This is a genomic window from Lysinibacillus alkalisoli, assembly GCF_014643595.1.
Lineage (GTDB): Bacteria > Bacillota > Bacilli > Bacillales_A > Planococcaceae > Metalysinibacillus > Metalysinibacillus alkalisoli.
Genome location: NZ_BMJT01000001.1, coordinates 77,820 through 97,020 on the forward strand (window position 1 = coordinate 77,820; position 19,201 = coordinate 97,020).

Genomic DNA, 19,201 nt, shown 5'->3' on the forward strand with positions numbered 1-19,201 from the left:
TTCATCATCCACATTTTAGTCTACAGTACATATAACGCTAGTAAATAAAATAAGCAGCATTTATAAGACCCTTGTGCATAACGTTATCAAACGGATAAATGCTTATCACGTAGATGTCGAGGGGTAGTAGGCTGATCATATTGAATCGTTGCCACATACGTGTTTACTCACATATAGATAACCTCCTGTTATAATGGTTTAAAGGAATTGACGCGCTTGAAATTGATAAATTGCGGCAATTATTACAGCAAGTGAAGTTGCTTATTCATACGAAACAAGCCATAGTGATTCAAGAGAAATAGGAGGTGAACCGATGAATATTGGCATAATTGGTGCAGGTGCTATCGCACAGTTTTTACTGCAACAACTACATCATGAAACATGTTCTCATATGCGCGTGACAAGCGTTTATGTGAGAGACCGAGCGAAATATGAGATGTTACAGGAGAAGTATGACATTGAGTTGTATACGGATTTATCGTCCTTTCTTTCGTCTCCCATTGATGTGGTAGTTGAGGCAGCCAATGTGGACGCTGTAAAAGAAATGATGCCTGCTGTACTACAACAAAAGCCCATGATTGTCATTAGTGTAGGGGCATTAGTAGACGAGCAGATGGTGCAATGTATACAACAGAGTGCTTATCAAGTGTATTTGCCATCAGGCGCGATTGGTGGCTTAGATTTATTGCAAAATGCTCAAATATTAGGGCAAGTAGAGCGTGTCGCACTTACAACACGTAAGCCTGCTCAATCGTTAATTAAAGATTCGATCGTAACAGAGGCACGTGTTATTTTTACAGGCACAGCTACACAGGCAATTAAAAAATTCCCTAAAAATATGAATGTATCTATTGTACTCGCATTAGCAGGTATTGGCTTTGATCAAACAAAAGTTACAATTATTGCTGACCCACATATTACAAAAAATATTCATTGTATGGAGATTACAGGTGACTTTGGTGAAGCTAGTTTTACGATTAAAAATAATGCCTTACCTCAAAACCCTAAAACAAGCTATTTAGCGGCACTTAGTGTGTTAGGTACATTAACAAGAATGGAGAATACTTTTACTATTGGTGGGTAAAAAAGTGTAATGGTACAATTTAAAAAAGTATAAAGGGGTGTGGAAAAGATGGATGTAAAGTTTCCAATTGGTGCATTATATGTACCACCGCAAGTGACAACAGAGGATGTAACAAAATGGTTAGAGCAAATTGCCACATATGCTGGGCGTTTAGAAGAGACGGTGGGTAATTTAGATGATGTTGCTTTAAATAAAACCTATCGTGAAGGTGCTTGGAATGTACGTCAACTTGTTCATCATATTGCCGATTCTCAACTTAATATGTATCAGCGTTTAAAATTAGCTTTAACAGAGGACAAGCCAACCGTACCAGCTTTTAATGAAGAAAAATGGGCGATTCAACCTGATACAATGTTACCTGTGTATAGCTCTATACAAATGTTAGCGGGTATAAATGTACGCATTGTAGCATTAGCTCAAACATTGACACCAAGCGAGTGGCAACGTACATTCATTCATGCTACGGATGGTGAGATCACGGTAGCTTCTAAATTAGCAAAACTAGCATGGCATGAGGAGCATCATCTGGCGCATATTCAAACCGCTTTGCAATAATCACCAAACTGTGATGAAGTAACTGTATTAGCACTATTATAAAAATAAGGCTCAGACAATTAATTGTCTGAGCCTTATTTTATAGAGTCATTTTTAATTATGTTCAATATAATATTGGTTCGTAGGTCGACCAATACTGCCATATCTAATTTCAACTTTAATGAGTTGTTGTTTTTCCATAAAGTCGAGGTAACGCCTTGCTGTTACACGTGCAACACCGATTGCAGTTGCTACTTCATCAGCTGAAGCACCATCTTGTTGGGTTTTCAAAAATTGTAATACTTTAATTAGCGTTGATTTATTAAAGCCTTTTGGCAAATCTTCTAAGATTTCATTTTTTCTAACAGTTAATGGTGGTTCAGTTAAACATTCATTGCGAATTAAACGGTCCAATTGTTGCTGTGTTAAATCTTGAGAATTATTCGTTGTTTGTTTGAATTGACGATAATTTTTTAAGGTTTGTTCAATTCGCTCAAATGTAAAAGGCTTCATAATATAATCAAAGACCCCTAAATGTAAAATCGCTTGAATGGTAGGGACATCATTAGCTGCTGTTACAGATATTACATCAACTTGACTATCTTGTTGACGTAATTCACGCAAAGTAGCTACACCATCTAAGCCAGGCATAAATATGTCCATAAATACTAAATCAGGTTTAAGTGCTTGAACTTTTTCGATACCTTCAATTCCATTAGCGGCCATGCCAATTACCTTGAAACCTTGCACACGTTCAATAAATTGGCGATTAACCTCTCGTACCATTGGGTCGTCCTCCACAAGTAAAACTTGTATGATTCCCATTTATTATTCCCCTTCCATATCAAATAATACAATAAAGCTTGTACCAATATCTTTTGTACTTTCTACTTCAATTGTGCCATTCCCTTTGTGAATAATATCTTGTATCAAATGTAAACCAATGCCTCGGTTCTCTGTTGCCTTAGTTGAGAAACCATTTTCAAAAATGTGTTGCCGTACTTGCTCGTCCATACCGCAACCGTTATCGCTCACCATGATGGCTAACATATTGTCGTGTTCAGCGATGGAGACTAAAATATGTTTATCCTCACGAGTGGTATCTTGTAAGGCATCGAAGGCGTTTTCGATGAGGTTACCAAGCAATACTACAAAATCATGATGGTCTAAATAGGGTGGAAAGCGCGATAAATAACTTTCTTCATCAATCTCAACATCAATCGCAAGTTCTTTACCTCGGCTAATTTTACTTAGTAGTAGCCCTGAAATATGCTCATGAAAAAAACGACTCTGTAAAAATTGCGCATTATTATCATCTGTCTCTTTATGCGCTTGCAAATAAGACAATGCCTGTTCGGTATTACCAAGTTGTAAAAGACCTGCAATGGTGTGTAATTTATTTTTATGTTCATGTGTTTGTACACGTAATGCTTGCACAAATGCTTTAACGCCTGTTAACTCCTCGGCTAACTGACGCACTTCTGTTAAGTCTTTAAAGATGGCAACAGCACCCACATTCTTGCCATCTACTTGAATAGGAATACGATTGCTCAAAATGCTATGTTTATTAATATACAACTCCTGATTATAAATCGGTGTGCCATTTTCTACAATTTCTGGCAGGCGAGTATCAGGTAGTACATCAAAAATTTTATGCCCAATGTAGTGAGCAGGATCGTCATATTTTCCTAAAATATTTCCTGCTTTGGCATTAAAAATCGTAATATTCATTTCATTGTCTACAGCTATAATACCATCTTGAATGGCATTGAATGTCTCTTGTCTCTCCACATAAAGTTGAGCAATTTCTTCTGGCTCTAAGCCAAACATTCTCTTTTTAATATGGCTTGCGAGTAAGGAAGCGCCCCACATGCTAAATACCATAGATAACAATACAGTAATGCTAATTTCAGCAGCATAGTCAGAGAAGATGGTAAGCAGGGTAGGCATGGGGTAAGCCACAACTACTACACCAATTTGTTTTTTATCCTGATTTAAAATAGGCACAAAAGCACGAATGACCATACCAATAGAGCCTTTTGCTTTTGAGATATAATAATGTTCATTGAATGCAGGATTTAAATCGTCAGATTCACTGCGCGTACCGAGTTGTTTTTCAGCAGGGTGAGAATATCTGATACGGTTCATATCCATGACTACAATATATTCAGCCTTATTGATAACACGTACTTCTTCTACAGTTTTATTAATATATTGCATAGCATTAGCTTCTTTACTTTCGAGTTGTTGAACAAGGTCAGGCATATTAGATATGGTACGTGCAATCAACATTGCGCGTTGTCCATAATCTTCTTCTTGTTCTTTTAGTAAGTTGCTTATCACAAAAATGCCAGCAATGAAAAATGAAAAAGCAATGATAAAAAAGGTCATTAAAACAATCTTTTCATTCATTGTTAAGTTGCGCAATAGATTTACTCCTTTTTTTCTTTAGTACCTCACGTTATACTAAGTAAAAATTAGCGTGGGGATGGATTAGTAAATGAAATACTTTATTACAATATCTTTAGCAACCGTCTTATTGATTGCAGGATTTATCGGTTACCGCCAAAATAGCTTCACTAGTGATGGGCTACCTTATGATGATGAACAAGTTGGCTTACAAGAACAAATCATTATTCATTTTAGTCATGTTGTGGCAGAGAATACGCCTAAAGGTTTAGCAGCTTCTCGTTTTGCAGAGCTCGTTAAAGAAAAGACAAAGGGGCGTGTTCTTGTACAAGTATATCCCAATGGTATTTTATACAGTGATGATAATGAGTTAGAAGCTTTGAAGAAAAATGAGATCCAAATGATTGCACCTACTTTTTCTAAAATGACGGATTTACTACCTACTTGGCAAGTGTTAGATTTACCTTTTGTCTTTCATAATGAAGAGCAAGTGCAAAAATTGTATCAAAATAATGCGCTGAAAACAGCATTATTAGACGAACTTGAAGATGAGCAAATTAAAGGCTTAGACTTTTGGCATAATGGTTTTAAGCAGATTGCTGCCAATGATAAACTCATACAGCAAGTAGATGACTTTACTAATTTACGCATACGTATTATGCCAAGCGAGATGTTGCAACAGCAATTTACGTTATTACGCGCAACTCCTGTTACAACAAGCTTTGGTAATGTATATACGCAAATCGAGAAAAAGGGTGTAGAGGCTCAAGAAAATACGATTTCTAATTTGTATTCTAAAGGCTTTCATACCTTTGAAAAAAATATTACACTATCCAATCATGGCATATTAGGTTATGCCGTTTTAATGAATGAATCTTTTTGGAAGAAGCTTGAACCAAACATTCAAAATCAAATTATGGATGCTTTGAATGAAATGAAAGATTGGCAACTAATGACAAGTCATAACATTAACCAAAAGAGCTTAACAGAACTGAAAAAGTTACCAAATGTCACGATTCATACATTAACAAAAGATGAAAAGCAACAATGGCAAGCTCAATTAGCGCCCATTTATTCACGTTATGACAAGCAAATTGATGACCATTATTATAAATTATTACGTGAACAAATCAATTAAACAAAATGAACAAAAAGGGCCTTTTGTTCAATAAACATCATTTTGTATTATAACAAAAAGAAATTTAGATACGCATTGTATAACAGATGAACGGTTGATATGATAGCGTTTTCATAGGTTAGTATGAAGCCTGACCATAATAAACGTTAAGTTTTTTAATTTCTAAATCTTTTTTTCTCAATATTTTGGCGATAACATAGCTTTTAAGTTATAAAATCGGTAAAGAGAGAAGGGGACTGCGATGAAGTGGTTGAAAAATTTAACCGTTCAAGTAATTGTCGCTATTATTCTAGGTATTATCGTAGGGGCGATATGGCCTGAATTTGGCGCAAGTTTAAAAATTCTAGCAGATATGTTTATTAAATTAATTAAAATGTTAATTGCACCGATTATTTTCCTAACAGTCGTGATTGGTATCGGCGGTATGGGCGATATGAAGAAGGTAGGAAAAATTGGTGGTAAGGCTATTCTTTACTTTGAAATTGTATCCACAATTGCATTAGCTATTGGAATTGGCGTTGCTTTCTTTATCAATGCAGGTAATGGTATTGATACATCCAAAGCATCTGAAGCTGATATTTCAAAATATACAACAGCAGCAGCAGATTCTGATCAAGGCTTAATGGCATTCTTATATAATATTATCCCTGAAAACGTGATTGGTGCTATTGCTAATGGTCAATTATTGCCAACATTATTTGCCGCTATTTTATTTGGTATTGCAGCAGCAGCACTTGGTGAGAAGTCAAAACCTGTCATTACATTTTTTGAACAAGTGTCAGAGATTTTCTTTAAAATTGTTAGCATTGTAATGCGTGTATCACCAATTGGTGCATTTGGTGCTATGGCATATACGATTGGTGCGTTCGGTATTGCTTCATTAAAGTCACTTGGGCTGTTAATGTTAGCTGTGTACTTAACAATGTTCTTATTCATTGTTTTTGTCCTTGGTTCAATCGCATATTACTTCCGCTTTAATATTTTTAAATTCATTGCTTATTTAAAAGAGGAGATATTCCTTGTAGTCGGTACATCATCATCAGAGTCAGCATTGCCTTCTATGATGAATAAATTAGAAGGGTTAGGGTGTTCTAAACAAGTGGTAGGCTTAGTTGTACCTACAGGCTACTCGTTTAATTTAGACGGGACTTCCATTTATTTATCTATGGCAGCACTCTTTATTGCGCAAGCTTATGGTGTTGACTTAACGTGGATTCAACTGATTACATTACTAGGTATTTTAATGATTACCTCTAAGGGCGCAGCAGGTGTAACAGGCTCAGGTTTTATTACGTTAGCAGCTACGCTAGCAGCTTTCCCTATGATCCCAGTAGAGGGTATTGCCTTATTAATAGGTGTCGACCGTTTCATGTCCGAAGCACGTGCGGTAACCAACTTAATTGGGAATGGTGTAGCTTGTGTAATCGTATCGAAATCAGAGAATGAATTTGTGCCAACAGAAGCGGCAGAAAAAATTGCTATTAAACGTGCTGGTATTGGGAAACCAGTCGAAGAATAGATGATGAAATTTGAGTTCAAATGAACTACCAATAAATTGTAGTAAAACACTCACACAAAAAAGAGCCTGAAATTAGGCTCTTTTTTGTGTGAGTGTTTTTTATAGTTTTTCTAAAGAAAGAGAGTCTGTAAAGTACTCATGCAAATTTTGATTATGTGTAACAATAATTACAGTCTTACCTTTTTCAGTAAATGATTTTAAGATGTCCATAACCAGTTTCTCGTTCTCCACATCTAAACTAGAAGTTGGCTCGTCTGCTAAAATGATATCAGAGTCTTGAAGCATTAGTTTAACTAAAGCAACTCTTTGTTGCTCACCACCACTCAGTTGATACACATACTTGTCCATCAATGCATCCAAAGAAAATTGTTTCAGCGCCTGTCGTATTTTTTCTTTCTTTTCTTCTTTAGACAACTTACTATACGTTAAGCAAATGTTTAAATTCCAAAAGACCGTTTCATCATCTGCTAGTCCAAAATTTTGAAAGAGATAGCCTATTTTGTGACGCCTAAGTAGTAATTTTTCCTTTTTATTGTGACCTACTTTTTTTTCATTGATAAACAACTCACCAGTATCATAGCTTTCAATGAGTCCAATAATATTTAAAATGGTAGTTTTGCCACTACCACTTTTCCCTATAATGCCAAAAAAAGAGCCTTCCTTAACTTCAAAACTTACATCTTTTAAAATGAGTTTATCTTTAAAATGCTTATTAATATTTACTAACCGAATGGCATTCATATTTTATTCTCCCTTCAACGAATTGTTGATTTTTCGTTCAATAAGCTGTTTGTATTGCCAGTGCAACACAAATAAATCAACTAAGAGTAAACTAGCGCCTAATAAAGAAATAGGTATAAAGATCGCTAATAAAAGAAATGCAAAGATAAGGGTCACCGAAAAAATGATAGTGTACCTAAAGGTTTTAAAGAAAGAAAATCCAAGTAGATGTTGTAGGGCATATTTTTTTCGATTGGCTAAAATCCTAATTTTATTAGAAAACACAACAACAAATAAAGTAGTAACAATAAAAATCACAATAAAGAAGCTCATATTACTAAGCATAAATTGGTCATTCTCAATTTCTTTTTCAAAAGGCGTCAATAGACTACCAGGAACCACGATATCATGTAATTGATAACGAACGAGAAGTTCATAAAATGCTGTTAGTGAATCATCAGTGAAATGCAAAGCTTTACTATTTAATAAATCCGCATAGAATAGCCCCGAAAAAGCCCCATTATCAACAATTAATATCGGATTTTCTGACTTGTTAAACTCCCCCATACGACTGCTAAAATATTCTAATGACAATTTATTATCATAATATAAGTAATGGGTATGAATCGGCTTCTGATTTACTTGAGGTTCACCGCCGTAAAACTTATCGTAGTTAGCATAAGTCACAGTTAAATCTTCATCAATCTCATTTTTCACACTTTCCATCGTATCATTACGTGGCATCAACACATAAATATCATGAGGGTTTGCATGCATTGTTTTTCCATCTATCTTGTCGCGAATAGTAGATAAATAAAAGTTTTGATTGATGAGTAAGTACTTCAATTCATCGCCTACTTGAAAGACGCTATCATCTACCAAAAAGCTATTATTAGACGTGGTATAGAGCTTTTTAATATTTTGAGAGAATAAGTTGCGTTCGTCGTCATTATGTAATAACTTTTCATAGATATCGCTATTAAAGCCATCCGATGTATAGTGATTAGCAAATGAATGGTAAAATTCCATGCGCTGTGTCACTTGATTCATGTTATTGAGGACGGCTGTTAAATAATAAAAAGAGAAGCATAAAGAAATAATAAATAAAAATTTAGCAGGTATTAATATACGACTAATTGTCTTATTAAAATTACTGTTTTTTAACATAGAACTTATACTAATATTGAAGATTAATATTTGTGATAACCATATGAGAAGGCCATTCAGTCCTACTGTTATGAATGAGCATAACAACAGAATAAGTAGGAGCATTAGCCAATTTGCTTGATGCATACATGCGTAAATCGTAATGATTAAAGTGGTGAGCATAAAAAAGCCCATTTGTAATCGACATATAGCAGATAAATACTCTTTTGAGATCATCCAATTAGAAAAGCCTATCATTTTCTTTACTGTTATTTTTTTTAGTTCAGTTGATGTAAATATAAAATAAACAATGAGAGAAAATAGCAGTAAAATTAGAAGATTAATCCCGTTTACCGTGAGAATTTGAGTGTAATTAATCGTATCTGGATCTACTTGTGCAATAGCTAAATCTGGCTTACTAGACATAGAGAATCCCGGGTTTGTATAAAAAATTCCTGAGCTATCTTGGAAGTCTTGCTTATTTGCAGGAAAGTATTTAATACTAATGTCCGAGGCTAAAATCGCATATTCTTTTTGCGTGCTGTTTGTTGATTTAAAGACATGATAGGTAATGGTATCTGATTTCAAATCATTTTTGATAAACTCAAAAGGAGTCTTCTTATGTAGTAATTCATCATACAATGCCCCTCGGTTCGTTGCTGAATTATCTTTCAGTTGATAAGCTACGTCATTATTATTAATAATGTTGTTTTTTTCGTAAATGTTATAAATGGAATTAACGAATAAGAACGAGAGAATTAATGTTTGTAAAAACAGAAATAGTTTTAAAAATCGTTTCATATGTACACTTCCTTATTGTATTTCTTCTACAAGATTAATAACAAAGGCGAGTAATAATTAACTTGCGATAAAAAGTGTTAAGGGTACAAACTTTTATTGTAGGCTGGTTTAGCAAGCATAGAGAAAATTAACGATGTAATATCGTTGAAGCATGCATAAAGCTTATTTTATTTCAGACATATATTATAGGATGTGATATGTTTTGTTTTAAAATACTATAAACTTACAAAAGAATTTTTCTACGTCTGTTGTTCTTTCAACTTGTGTAAAAAAAACGAGAGAATTAATGCGTCAGGTGGGCTTATGTTTGTTGGTAATTGATGCATGTCAAAAAAACGTAGATTTGTAGCCTCAGTCTTATCAAATTGTAGATCTCCACTATATTCATTACAGAGATAAGCGGCAATGACATTGTAAACTTCATCGCCATTAGGATATTGATAATAATAATCTTGCCCAGAAAATACATGTAGGAGTTTTAAATGGTGAGGAGTTAATCCTGTCTCTTCATACATTTCTCTAGCAGCAGTTTGTGTTAAAGATTCACCTAATTCCATAGCACCACCAGCTAATCCCCAGCAATTATTATCTTTACGCAATTGAAATAGCAGTTGTTCTTGTTCATTAATGATGATAGTACAAGCACCCACCATAATAATAGGTGCATGTCCAATCTGTTTACGTAGATGGGTAATGTAACTCATTTTAGAAGTTCCACCTTTCGTAGTATAAAAAAGTTGTGATGATAGGCAAGTAGCGCAAGCCCGTTTCTTATAAAAACAGTAAAGTGGCAAAGGGAATGAGAATTATCCCTTTGCCACTTTAATATAAATCTAATTCTTGCGCTTTTAATACCGCTTCAGTACGAGAGCCGACATTTAAGACAGAATAAATTTGTGTTAAGTTATTTTCGATTGTTCGTTGTTTAAGTCCTAATTCAATGGCAATGGCTTGATTAGTATAGCCTTGTTGTAGCATTTTCAAAATTTTCTTCTCCCGAGTACTAAAGCGCATGCGTTGCTTTTCAGGGGGATTATAAATTTGTTGATTAACATAATGAATAAAAGCTTGAGGTAATAAAACCTCATCATGCAAAGTAGCAATAATGGTGCGTCTAAACTGGTCTTGTGAGGCCGTTTTAGAAATAATATTATCAATCTTACCGTCTACAATAAAACTGTAATAATCTTTAATATTATCACCTGTATACAAGACAATTTTTGCTTCAGGTTGTTGACTCCTAACAATTTCAGCTAAATGGAGTCCACTTTTCTCCCCAAGATTAATATCTAGTAAATAGAGATCGTATTTATGATAAGCAATATGACTGTCAAATGTCTCAATATCACTTAAAGTGGCTACATTAATATTTTCAACCCCATCCAGAAGCTGCTTAGTGCCATCTAAAATCATAGGGTGGTCATCGACAAGTAATAAATTCAATTAATTATCTCTCCTTTATGATGATGTTGACAAACATGCCTTCATTTGGCTCAGATTCAATCGTCATCTCACCACCAAATGCTTTAATGCGGTCACGTATCCCATTCAACCCCATAGAGCTTGTTTGTTCTAAAATAGCTAGGTCAAACCCAATTCCATCATCAGAGTAAGTAACATAGAGTTCATCATCAATTGTATTTAATGTGATAATGACCTCGCTAGCATCCGCATGTTTTAACGTGTTGTTAAGTAGTTCCTGAATGGATCTAAAAATGGCGAGTGCCATAGCTTCATTATGATAATCTTCACTTGTATCTCGTAGTAAAATTGTAAGTGGTGTCTTTTCTTCAATATTTTCACATAGGCGTGTTAATGCAATGGTTAATCCCTTTTCATGTAGCAACGGAGGTTTTAATTGCTCACAATAATGGCGTAATACTTGATTAGTTTTCATTAATTGGATGCGTTGTTCATTGACAAAAGGAGTATCTACATTTTCTAGTTTGCGAATAATATGGATTTGCTCTTGTAATACAGTATCGTGTAGTTCTTGAGCTAATAATCGCTTGTCCTCTTCTAGTTGCTGCCATAATAATTGGTTGAGCCACCCAGGTTGACTGACGCCTGCACTTTTCATTCTTTGTAACTCTTGAATTAAGTCTTCTACACGCTTTGTTTGTTCAATGAAATAATTAGTGTAGTAACTAAGCAGTTCTAAACATAAAATTTCTTCACGTTTAATATGAAAGATGTCGGAATCCGTCAATGTAATAATATATTTCGTATCTAACGTATGATAAATGCACAAAGCATACCCATCATCATATTTAATCATGCGCCCTGTGCGAGCTTTCTCAACTTGCGCCTTTGTAATGCCTGGAATGGTATTGGTCATAACAGCCCCATCAATTAAGTTATACTCATACATATGCACCTGTTGAATGTGTAGTTGCTTTTTAATCTCATCTAAACAAAGATGCAATAATTCTGTAACAGTAGTAGCATCACGCATACGCTCTACACTGTTGTAAACGAGTTGAATATATCCACCTTGAGGTGAATATAAAATATGGCGCTTATTATAATCCACACGCTCTTTAATATATAAAGAAATAATAATCGTAAGGACCGTAGTAACAAAGAGCCAGCCTAATTGATACAATGGCAAATTGAACATAATATACATCACAATTGCTAAAATAGTGGACGTCGAAATAGCAAATGCCGAAAAATAACGCAAACGTGGCATTTGATACGATAAATCCACTAAACGCTCAGGCAGTTGCACCAATAAAAATGAAATCGGAATAAAAACAGTAAACAACATGGCAACATCGGCTGGTATGAGTGCTACACCAAATACGGCTGTCGGCAAAGCAAATAACAACATAAATGGCAAACAAGGTACAATTAAACAAAAGATAAGAAGTAGGAGCTGTTTAGACTTTAATTGTACATAACCTTGCATTAACAAGGCTAAAGACAAAACAAATAAACCTACTACCATCACTAACACAAAAGTTGTCATAAAAGCATTCATACTAGGCTGTAAAAGCATAGCAATATTTAGTATCACTATGCTATACAGACTAATAGTAAAAAGCTTATATGGTGTTCTTTGTTTTAAATGTTGCACATAAATATGTGTATAGTGGGTTAATAAAACCAAACTTAAAATCATACTCGTGGATAATAGTGGCCAACCCAAAATATGGTCACTTACAGATAGGTCAACAGAAATATATGCAACTGTTGTAGTAAGTAGAAATATAATAAAAGTGGTTGGTTGTATAAAGCCATGTTCTTTACCAATTAAAAGATAAAGAGCGATAAACCCTACTAATACAATATATAATAATTTAATGGCTTTGAAGAATAACTCATTTTTACTTTGTTTAACTTTTAATTCAAAAGCCTTTTTATCATTAATAATAGTTAAGGTATTAGCTGTTCTAATTTTAAAAGACTTCTCATGAGACAAATTCTTAATTTTTTGACCATTAATATGTGTAACTTTATTACCTTCTTTAATACCTAAAGAGTCGCCCCAACTTTTGTCATAAATAGACGTAATAAACCACTCATTATTTTTTTGTTCGACTGTAATTTCTATAATTTTTGTATTAAAACTTAAAAATACTAAATAACTAATTAAAATCAGATAACAAAAAAATAATATAAGAGAAGTTTTCTTTATCTCCATTTTGTAACATATTTAAGAGGTTCTACAGGGCCATTAAAAGCCTCTAATGCTGCTTGTTGTTCTGTAGAAGATACACCTACTAGCGATAATTCATTTTTTTGTACGAGTTGTACAGCTTTTGGATTTTCAATAAAAAAGCGAATGATTTTTTCCATTATTTTTCACCTCACTCCAATAGTTTATTTAGGTAGGAAGTATGTTGTGATTGAAATTGTTGCTTATGTAATGCTAACAGTCCTTTCTGTTTATACATGTATTTAATAGCGTTAGCATAATGTATAGCGCCGCTATCTACAATTGTTGAGGCATAATCAGAGATAGGGAAATGAGAAAGTTCTAGATTACGATAATACTCCCGAATAGCAGCCGTTTCTTTATTATTGTCTCGCAAAAGGTATAAAATTGGTAGCGATAACTTACGATTCACAAGATCATTTTTAGCACTACTTGGTAGTAAATCATGCAAATCATTATTAATTTGTTGGATGATACCAAAGCATAGAGCATATTCGGTCACTGTTGCACACATATTACCCGTAGCTAAAACAGTGCCTAACTGGCAACTTAAATTAAATAATGCGCCTGATTTTTTTTCTGTCATAGTAAGGTATTGCTCTTCTGTCATGTTAGCTGTACCTACATCTAAATATTGCCCATTAATACTTTGTAGTAGTAGCTGGGTAGTGTGTTGTAAAGCTTCATTTTTATAGACAAAAGAGGATTGTACCAATACGGCATTGTAAAGTGATAAAAAAGCAAGTGAAGCACATAATAATTCATCATACGTAGCATTCCATTTATCATCACTATCTCGGTCTTGAACATCGTCCAATAAATCGCCACTTAAAATTAATAACTCTAATGCAGCTGCAATGGTAAAGATTTCTTCGGAATCATAGTTAGCAAGTTCTTTGAAATGCATAATGCACACACTACCAAATGAGAAATCATATTCTGTAGATAGTTTGCGTACTAAGCAATCTTGCAATAAACGTTTAAAATTATGTGTGAGTGTTACGCTTTCAATCAACGTTTCCATTTCCTTATGAATCTGTGTTACATACATCATTCACGATACCTCCTAATCTCATTATACATATAATTACCAAAAATATTCAACTTTAGTAATAAAAAAATACAATACATAGGTTTTGCTACAATTTTTTAGTATGTAAGTATGGCTAGGGGATATACGTATTACCTAAGATATGGCACGTTAATGTCGGGAAAAAACAAATAAATATAAATAAAGGTAGGATAAAAGCATTAATGTAATAAATGTATATATATCCTTTTATAGCAAAACACGCAATAAAGTAATGCGGAAACACGCAATCGTAATTGCGGTCAATGTACTATATAATGGAGTCATACCAGTTAAGTTAACTTAAGATGTCAAGTTGGCTTATACATCCTAATTTTATTCGACAAGTTCTTATCATAGAAGATTTGCTTTACCACCTATTCTAAAGCAATACATATGATAGAACGCTTGAGCTAAACTGTGGTTGGACAGTTTGGCTCTTTTTTTAGGAGTAATGCACAATGTAGTATGCGGTATACCGCCATAGCGCTAATCATAGTAACATCTATATAATGAGAAACATAGAGGTGAAAAAAGATGGCTATTATGCTAGATAAAGTAACAAAAATCATAGATGGTTTTACAACATTGAATAACATTACATTAACGGTTAATCAAGGTGAAATTGTTGGTGTCATGAGTACACAGTTAAAGGAAAAAGCGGCTTTTCTTCAATTGATTACAGGCGCTTTTAAACCATCTAGTGGCATGTATCGTATTTCGTTTGATCAAGATGAAAAATCGAAAGAAGCGATACAACTTGTAACGATGTCTACTATGCATAATGCTACTTTTACGGTGCAGGAATGGAAAGCATATGAATATTTTTTACACACACAACAAGATTTTATATGTAGTTGGAATGTACAAGCATTTCTTCATAAAGACAAAGAAAATCTAACAAATTGCGAACAATATCAATTGCATATCATACGAGCACTTATGAAAAAACCTCGAATTTTATTATTAGATGAACCTATGTCACATTTGACATCATTAGCTCTAGACGAGTTAACCTTTATGTTACTTATGTTAAAGAGACAAGGAATGACCATTATTATTTCTGGGTCTCAAAAACAAAATCCGCCACTCATATGTGAGCGCCTTTATGTTTTAGACAAAGGTAGCATGGTGCAATGCGATTTTACTGAACAAATAGAGAAACTAACGTGTGAGCGCTATTTAAAAAAATTATTAGGATGAAGAGGTTAGCTCATAACTAGTCTCCCATAAGAAAAAGTGACCACTGAATTATCTCAGTGGTCACTTTTTTGTGGGTAAAATCTATAAAATTTCATCTCATGAAATAGTGTGCTTGAAAGTTAACATCCCTATAAAAGTGGTAAAGGGGCTGACTAAAATCCCTTTACCACATGGTTATATTACCAGTCTTGCCATGTTGTGAGCTCATGCTTAACAAGTTCATAGGCTTGATCAATGAATGGATGTGTTGCTGTCTCGTGTTCATCTAGTAATTGTTGTCTTAACGTTTGTAGACTTTTAGGCTGAGTGTGTAGATTCATCATCAATTGTTCCTTAAGCATTGCACGATACAGGTCGACTTGTTGTTTCACAGGTTCAGGTATTGTAGGTATGGTCCCTAAAAATTCCGTCGCACTGTGAGTATGCAAATCTCTTGTCATACTCATGCACCTCCTATTCCGCGTAGGTTATGGCTGTACTTGAGAAGAAAGAGTATCTGGCTTTAGGAATGACCTATTACAGTTGCGCGACAGCACTAGATTTTCACTAGTTTCCTCAAATCTTCTCCATTTTCCGTTTCATCTATTATAGCATTGCTTCATGCAATACTAATGGTCTGTTGTTTCCTATCATGCTAGTTTAAACAACATAGTTAGGCATAAGAATGTAAACCAGCAATAATTAAGTTTACAAAAACTTGATTAAAAATAATAAGTGCAAAGCCAATGATAGCTAGCCACGCTGTTTTTTCTTCATCGGCCTCTTTAACAAAACGAAAGTGTAAAAGACCAGCATAAAATAACCATGTAATAAGTGCCCAAACTTCTTTAGGGTCCCATCCCCAAAAACGTCCCCAAGCTTGTTGAGCCCAAATCATAGCAAAAACTAACCCGCCAAGTGAAAATAAAGGAAAGCCAATTAAAATCGCTTGGTACGTAATATCGTCTAAAGTTTGAGGCGATAAGGTAACAGTAAAGGGTTGTAAAATACCAACTATCGTTTTTTTGCCAATGATGCGAAGACCTATATATAATAAAAAACCAGTGCCATAAGCCAATAAGAGCGTATTGGCTTTATGGATGTCTAACCACTGTGGGGCATGGAATAATCCTGAGTTGTCATATGCTAAAATAGTGGGAGTAATAAAACGAGCTACTACTAATTGATTGATAATATAACCAATAACGACAACAAGTTGAAATAAAATACATTCTAAAGCAATGTGAGCTTTAGGATGTTTGTTACGATCGATTTTTTGTAAAAGACAAAGTAAACTTGTAATAAACGATATAGACAAGATGGCACTAGATAAAGCAACCGTAATTACATGAACAGCTAGCCAGTGGCTCTGTAAAGCAGGAATTAGCGGCGAGGCATCATGTGAGAATGTAGCGCCGTAGCCAATGATAATAATAGCAATAGTAGCTGAAAATAATAAAATGGCTATTTGCTTATAGTGTTGATATATAAATAAGCTAACAAGCAGAAAAAGAATACCAAAGAAGGTCATAAACTCATACATATTGCTAACAGGTGCATGACCTACACCAATCCAACGCGTCATAATAAATAATAATTGACAAATTATTGTACTATAAATAAAAGAATGTGCTAAAAATAACATGCGTGGTGTTTTGTTGCGAACAACAAAGCCTAAAGGAATTAAACTTAGCAGTAATAAAATAAAAGATAAAAATAATAATTGTGTACTTATGGTAATGAAATTCATTAAAATACCTCCTCAGTTATGAATCAGTATAGGAGGTACTATAATGTGTGTGTATTAAAATATCATGAATGTTCATTTATTACTCTCTAATGTAAGGTGTGTCAAACTAATGATGGTTATGCTGTTAATAATGGGCAATTATTTTGGTTTTTTCTTAACGATATTTTATGTGTGTGGTATTCGTTTAACTTGGCACAGGTTACGAGTAAGCTTCTTCATAAATGCAAGTATTGGTTTGGTCGCTAACTTATTACCTCATTATGATTGGCTTTTCCCTATTATTACAATTGTAGCGAGTATTCGTTATTTTTGGCGTCTTACAAAAGATATATGGGTGATTTTTCATGTTGTAGTAATAAGTTTATGCATTATGATCACGCAGTATGCTGTTATGGTGCTTGCTTTTCATTATGAGTTGTCTATTGTATGGCATGTGATGTTTATACTTTTCCTCGTGAGTCCCTTTTTATTGCTATATCGGTATTTTATTGCGCACTTTATGCATGTTCATGTATCTGCAAAGGCGGTTACTATATTCATTATCACGGTTATAGTGGCATTATGTTTTTTTTATACGATTTTCTTTTTACTTGAAGACACTTCATATATTAGAGCTACCAGTCAACAACTTGTTATTGTAGTATTAAGTTTTACTATATTCTTAATGGTGAGTATTGGTAGTTTATATGTGGTGCTGACAAGGCAACAGATGGTTTATGAGCGAGTAATTTATGAGCAATTTGCGCAATATATTCAACATGTAGAGCAAGTGAATAGTAAATTAGAGAGCCTACAACATGACTACCACAATATTTTCTTAACTATGCAACAATATATGATAAAGGGAGATTTAAAAAGTTTAACACAATTTTATCAACAACATATTGCTACATTAGAGCAGGAAATGTGGCGACAACAGCACACGATCCAACAAATCAGCCACGTGAAAATCCCTGCAATTAAAGGTTTATTAGCGATGAAGCTACAACAAGAAGCTAATATCACTATTGAAATTTCCGAGGAAATAACAAACTTTTATATGGATGTTATTGATGTAGCACGGATTTTTGGTATTTTTATCGATAATGCCTTGCAAGCGAATAGCGAAGAAGGCAATATTCATATATCATTTCTTCTTTTACCAAATGAAATGATATGTACCTTTAAAAATAACGTAGAAGAAATGATAAATATCCCTGAAATTTTCCATAAAGGGATAACTACAAAAGAGAATGGGAAAGGGTTGGGATTAGCTAATGTACAGCAGATTTTAACGAAATATCCGCATGTGCGATTATTAACATATATGGAAAGACAACAATTCGTACAACAACTCATGATAAGGAGAGAAGAAGCATGAAAATTGTGCTATGTGAAGATCATGAACAACAACGATTAACACTTGAGAGCATTATTCAAAACTATATATTATTTCATCTCCCTTATGCGCAAATTGTATTATCTACTAGCACACCTGAAGATGTACTCACTTTTAATAAAGTAGCACAAGCCGATGTGTATATCTTAGATATTGATTTGCAACATGAGATAGATGGTATAACATTAGCCAAACAGATTAAAAATGCAAATGTATTAGCTGTCATTATTTTTATAACGAGCCATGCAAATCGTTGGCGTGATACTTTTATTTATAAAGTCCAGGCGTTAGATTTTGTTATTAAATCAAGCGCAAATCAAGAAGCCCAAGTGCAACAAGCTTTACAGGCAGCAGCACAATATTATCAACAATTAGGTAAGCATGCTTCACAAGCACAAGTTTTACAACTGACAATAGGAGATAGTATAAAAAATATAGCCCTTCGTGATGTGTATAGTATAGAGGCAGCAGCACAACCACATAAATTAATTTTATGTGCGCGTCATGGTTATTATGAGTGGTATGGTAAATTATCAGACTATGAAAATATTGTACCCTATTTCATAAGATGTCATCGGAGTTGCATGGTTAATTTGCACTTTGTCAGTGTGATAGACCGTAAAAAACGTACATTATTATTAGATAATGGCATTGAATTACCAGTAGCGATTCGTAAAATGAAAGCGATTATTCAACAGTGGCAAACAATAGTATCCAAATTGTAATGTAATATGCTTTAGAAAAAACGTATTATTCATGATATGGTAGGGCCGAGTAGTATAAGTATGTTATGAGCGCGCGAAGCTATAA

Annotated in this window: 18 protein-coding genes and 1 riboswitch; of the genes, 7 read left to right on the forward strand and 11 right to left on the reverse strand. The window is 34.0% G+C overall.

Annotation, left to right across the window (positions count from 1 at the left end; translation table 11 throughout):
* Positions 1–313: 313 nt before the first annotated feature.
* Positions 314–1,084, forward strand: a complete 771-nt coding sequence (gene nadX / locus IEW44_RS00335; protein WP_188613025.1) for an aspartate dehydrogenase — start codon at positions 314–316, stop codon at positions 1,082–1,084.
* 48 nt (positions 1,085–1,132) lie between these two features.
* A complete protein-coding gene (locus IEW44_RS00340) occupies positions 1,133–1,639 on the forward strand; it encodes a YfiT family bacillithiol transferase (RefSeq protein ID WP_188613026.1) in 507 nt (168 codons plus the stop codon).
* Between the two features lie 93 nt (positions 1,640–1,732).
* Here the strand turns inward: IEW44_RS00340 and IEW44_RS00345 are convergent, their stop codons facing one another.
* Both IEW44_RS00345 and IEW44_RS00350 read right to left on the reverse strand, forming a co-directional pair.
* Complete coding sequence (locus IEW44_RS00345; RefSeq protein ID WP_188613027.1) at positions 1,733–2,443, reverse strand: response regulator; 711 nt, start codon at positions 2,441–2,443, stop codon at positions 1,733–1,735.
* A 3-nt stretch (positions 2,444–2,446) separates the two neighbouring features.
* Positions 2,447–4,045 (reverse strand): ATP-binding protein, encoded by a 1,599-nt coding sequence (locus tag IEW44_RS00350; protein WP_373286115.1) that lies wholly within the window; start codon positions 4,043–4,045, stop codon positions 2,447–2,449.
* A 73-nt stretch (positions 4,046–4,118) separates the two neighbouring features.
* On the opposite strand from IEW44_RS00350, the gene IEW44_RS00355 reads away from it, so the two are divergent.
* Both IEW44_RS00355 and IEW44_RS00360 read left to right on the forward strand, forming a co-directional pair.
* The gene (locus tag IEW44_RS00355) at positions 4,119–5,165 is read left to right on the forward strand and encodes a DctP family TRAP transporter solute-binding subunit (protein ID WP_188613028.1); all 1,047 of its coding nucleotides are present in this window, start codon (positions 4,119–4,121) and stop codon (positions 5,163–5,165) included.
* Positions 5,166–5,406: 241 nt separating this feature from the next.
* Positions 5,407–6,684: a dicarboxylate/amino acid:cation symporter gene (locus IEW44_RS00360; RefSeq protein ID WP_188613029.1), complete on the forward strand. Its 1,278-nt coding sequence runs from the start codon at positions 5,407–5,409 to the stop codon at positions 6,682–6,684.
* Between the two features lie 99 nt (positions 6,685–6,783).
* On the opposite strand, the gene IEW44_RS00365 is transcribed toward IEW44_RS00360, so the two are convergent.
* The 7 genes from IEW44_RS00365 to IEW44_RS00395 form a co-directional block, all read right to left on the reverse strand.
* Positions 6,784–7,425, reverse strand: coding sequence for an ATP-binding cassette domain-containing protein (locus tag IEW44_RS00365; protein ID WP_188613030.1), 642 nt, complete (start codon positions 7,423–7,425; stop codon positions 6,784–6,786).
* Positions 7,426–7,428: 3 nt separating this feature from the next.
* Positions 7,429–9,351 (reverse strand): bacteriocin-associated integral membrane family protein, encoded by a 1,923-nt coding sequence (locus tag IEW44_RS00370; protein WP_188613031.1) that lies wholly within the window; start codon positions 9,349–9,351, stop codon positions 7,429–7,431.
* A gap of 239 nt (positions 9,352–9,590) precedes the next feature.
* Positions 9,591–10,055, reverse strand: a complete 465-nt coding sequence (locus tag IEW44_RS00375) for an NUDIX hydrolase (protein WP_188613032.1) — start codon at positions 10,053–10,055, stop codon at positions 9,591–9,593.
* Positions 10,056–10,173: 118 nt separating this feature from the next.
* The gene (locus tag IEW44_RS00380; RefSeq protein WP_188613033.1) at positions 10,174–10,794 is read right to left on the reverse strand and encodes a response regulator transcription factor; all 621 of its coding nucleotides are present in this window, start codon (positions 10,792–10,794) and stop codon (positions 10,174–10,176) included.
* A 4-nt stretch (positions 10,795–10,798) separates the two neighbouring features.
* The gene (locus IEW44_RS00385) at positions 10,799–12,997 is read right to left on the reverse strand and encodes an ATP-binding protein (RefSeq protein WP_188613034.1); all 2,199 of its coding nucleotides are present in this window, start codon (positions 12,995–12,997) and stop codon (positions 10,799–10,801) included.
* Complete coding sequence (gene comX / locus IEW44_RS00390) at positions 12,988–13,152, reverse strand: competence pheromone ComX (RefSeq protein WP_188613035.1); 165 nt, start codon at positions 13,150–13,152, stop codon at positions 12,988–12,990. The genes IEW44_RS00385 and comX overlap by 10 nt, the downstream gene beginning before the upstream one ends.
* Before the next feature lie 11 nt (positions 13,153–13,163).
* Positions 13,164–14,066 carry a polyprenyl synthetase family protein gene (locus tag IEW44_RS00395; protein WP_188613036.1) on the reverse strand — a complete coding sequence of 301 codons (903 nt, stop codon included), beginning with the start codon at positions 14,064–14,066 and terminating at the stop codon, positions 13,164–13,166.
* A 552-nt stretch (positions 14,067–14,618) separates the two neighbouring features.
* On the opposite strand from IEW44_RS00395, the gene IEW44_RS00400 reads away from it, so the two are divergent.
* Complete coding sequence (locus tag IEW44_RS00400; RefSeq protein WP_188613037.1) at positions 14,619–15,284, forward strand: ATP-binding cassette domain-containing protein; 666 nt, start codon at positions 14,619–14,621, stop codon at positions 15,282–15,284.
* Positions 15,285–15,463: 179 nt separating this feature from the next.
* Here the strand turns inward: IEW44_RS00400 and IEW44_RS00405 are convergent, their stop codons facing one another.
* Both IEW44_RS00405 and ccsB read right to left on the reverse strand, forming a co-directional pair.
* Positions 15,464–15,724, reverse strand: a complete 261-nt coding sequence (locus IEW44_RS00405) for a hypothetical protein (protein ID WP_188613038.1) — start codon at positions 15,722–15,724, stop codon at positions 15,464–15,466.
* A gap of 4 nt (positions 15,725–15,728) precedes the next feature.
* A riboswitch (adenosylcobalamin (AdoCbl) riboswitch) is annotated at positions 15,729–15,867 on the reverse strand.
* 69 nt (positions 15,868–15,936) lie between these two features.
* Positions 15,937–17,013 (reverse strand): c-type cytochrome biogenesis protein CcsB, encoded by a 1,077-nt coding sequence (gene ccsB / locus IEW44_RS00410; protein WP_188613039.1) that lies wholly within the window; start codon positions 17,011–17,013, stop codon positions 15,937–15,939.
* 109 nt (positions 17,014–17,122) lie between these two features.
* Between ccsB and IEW44_RS00415 the strand changes: the two genes are divergently transcribed.
* Positions 17,123–18,373, forward strand: coding sequence for a GHKL domain-containing protein (locus IEW44_RS00415; RefSeq protein WP_188613040.1), 1,251 nt, complete (start codon positions 17,123–17,125; stop codon positions 18,371–18,373).
* Positions 18,370–19,116: a LytR/AlgR family response regulator transcription factor gene (locus tag IEW44_RS00420; protein ID WP_188613041.1), complete on the forward strand. Its 747-nt coding sequence runs from the start codon at positions 18,370–18,372 to the stop codon at positions 19,114–19,116. The genes IEW44_RS00415 and IEW44_RS00420 overlap by 4 nt, the downstream gene beginning before the upstream one ends.
* The last annotated feature ends 85 nt before the right edge of the window (positions 19,117–19,201 follow it).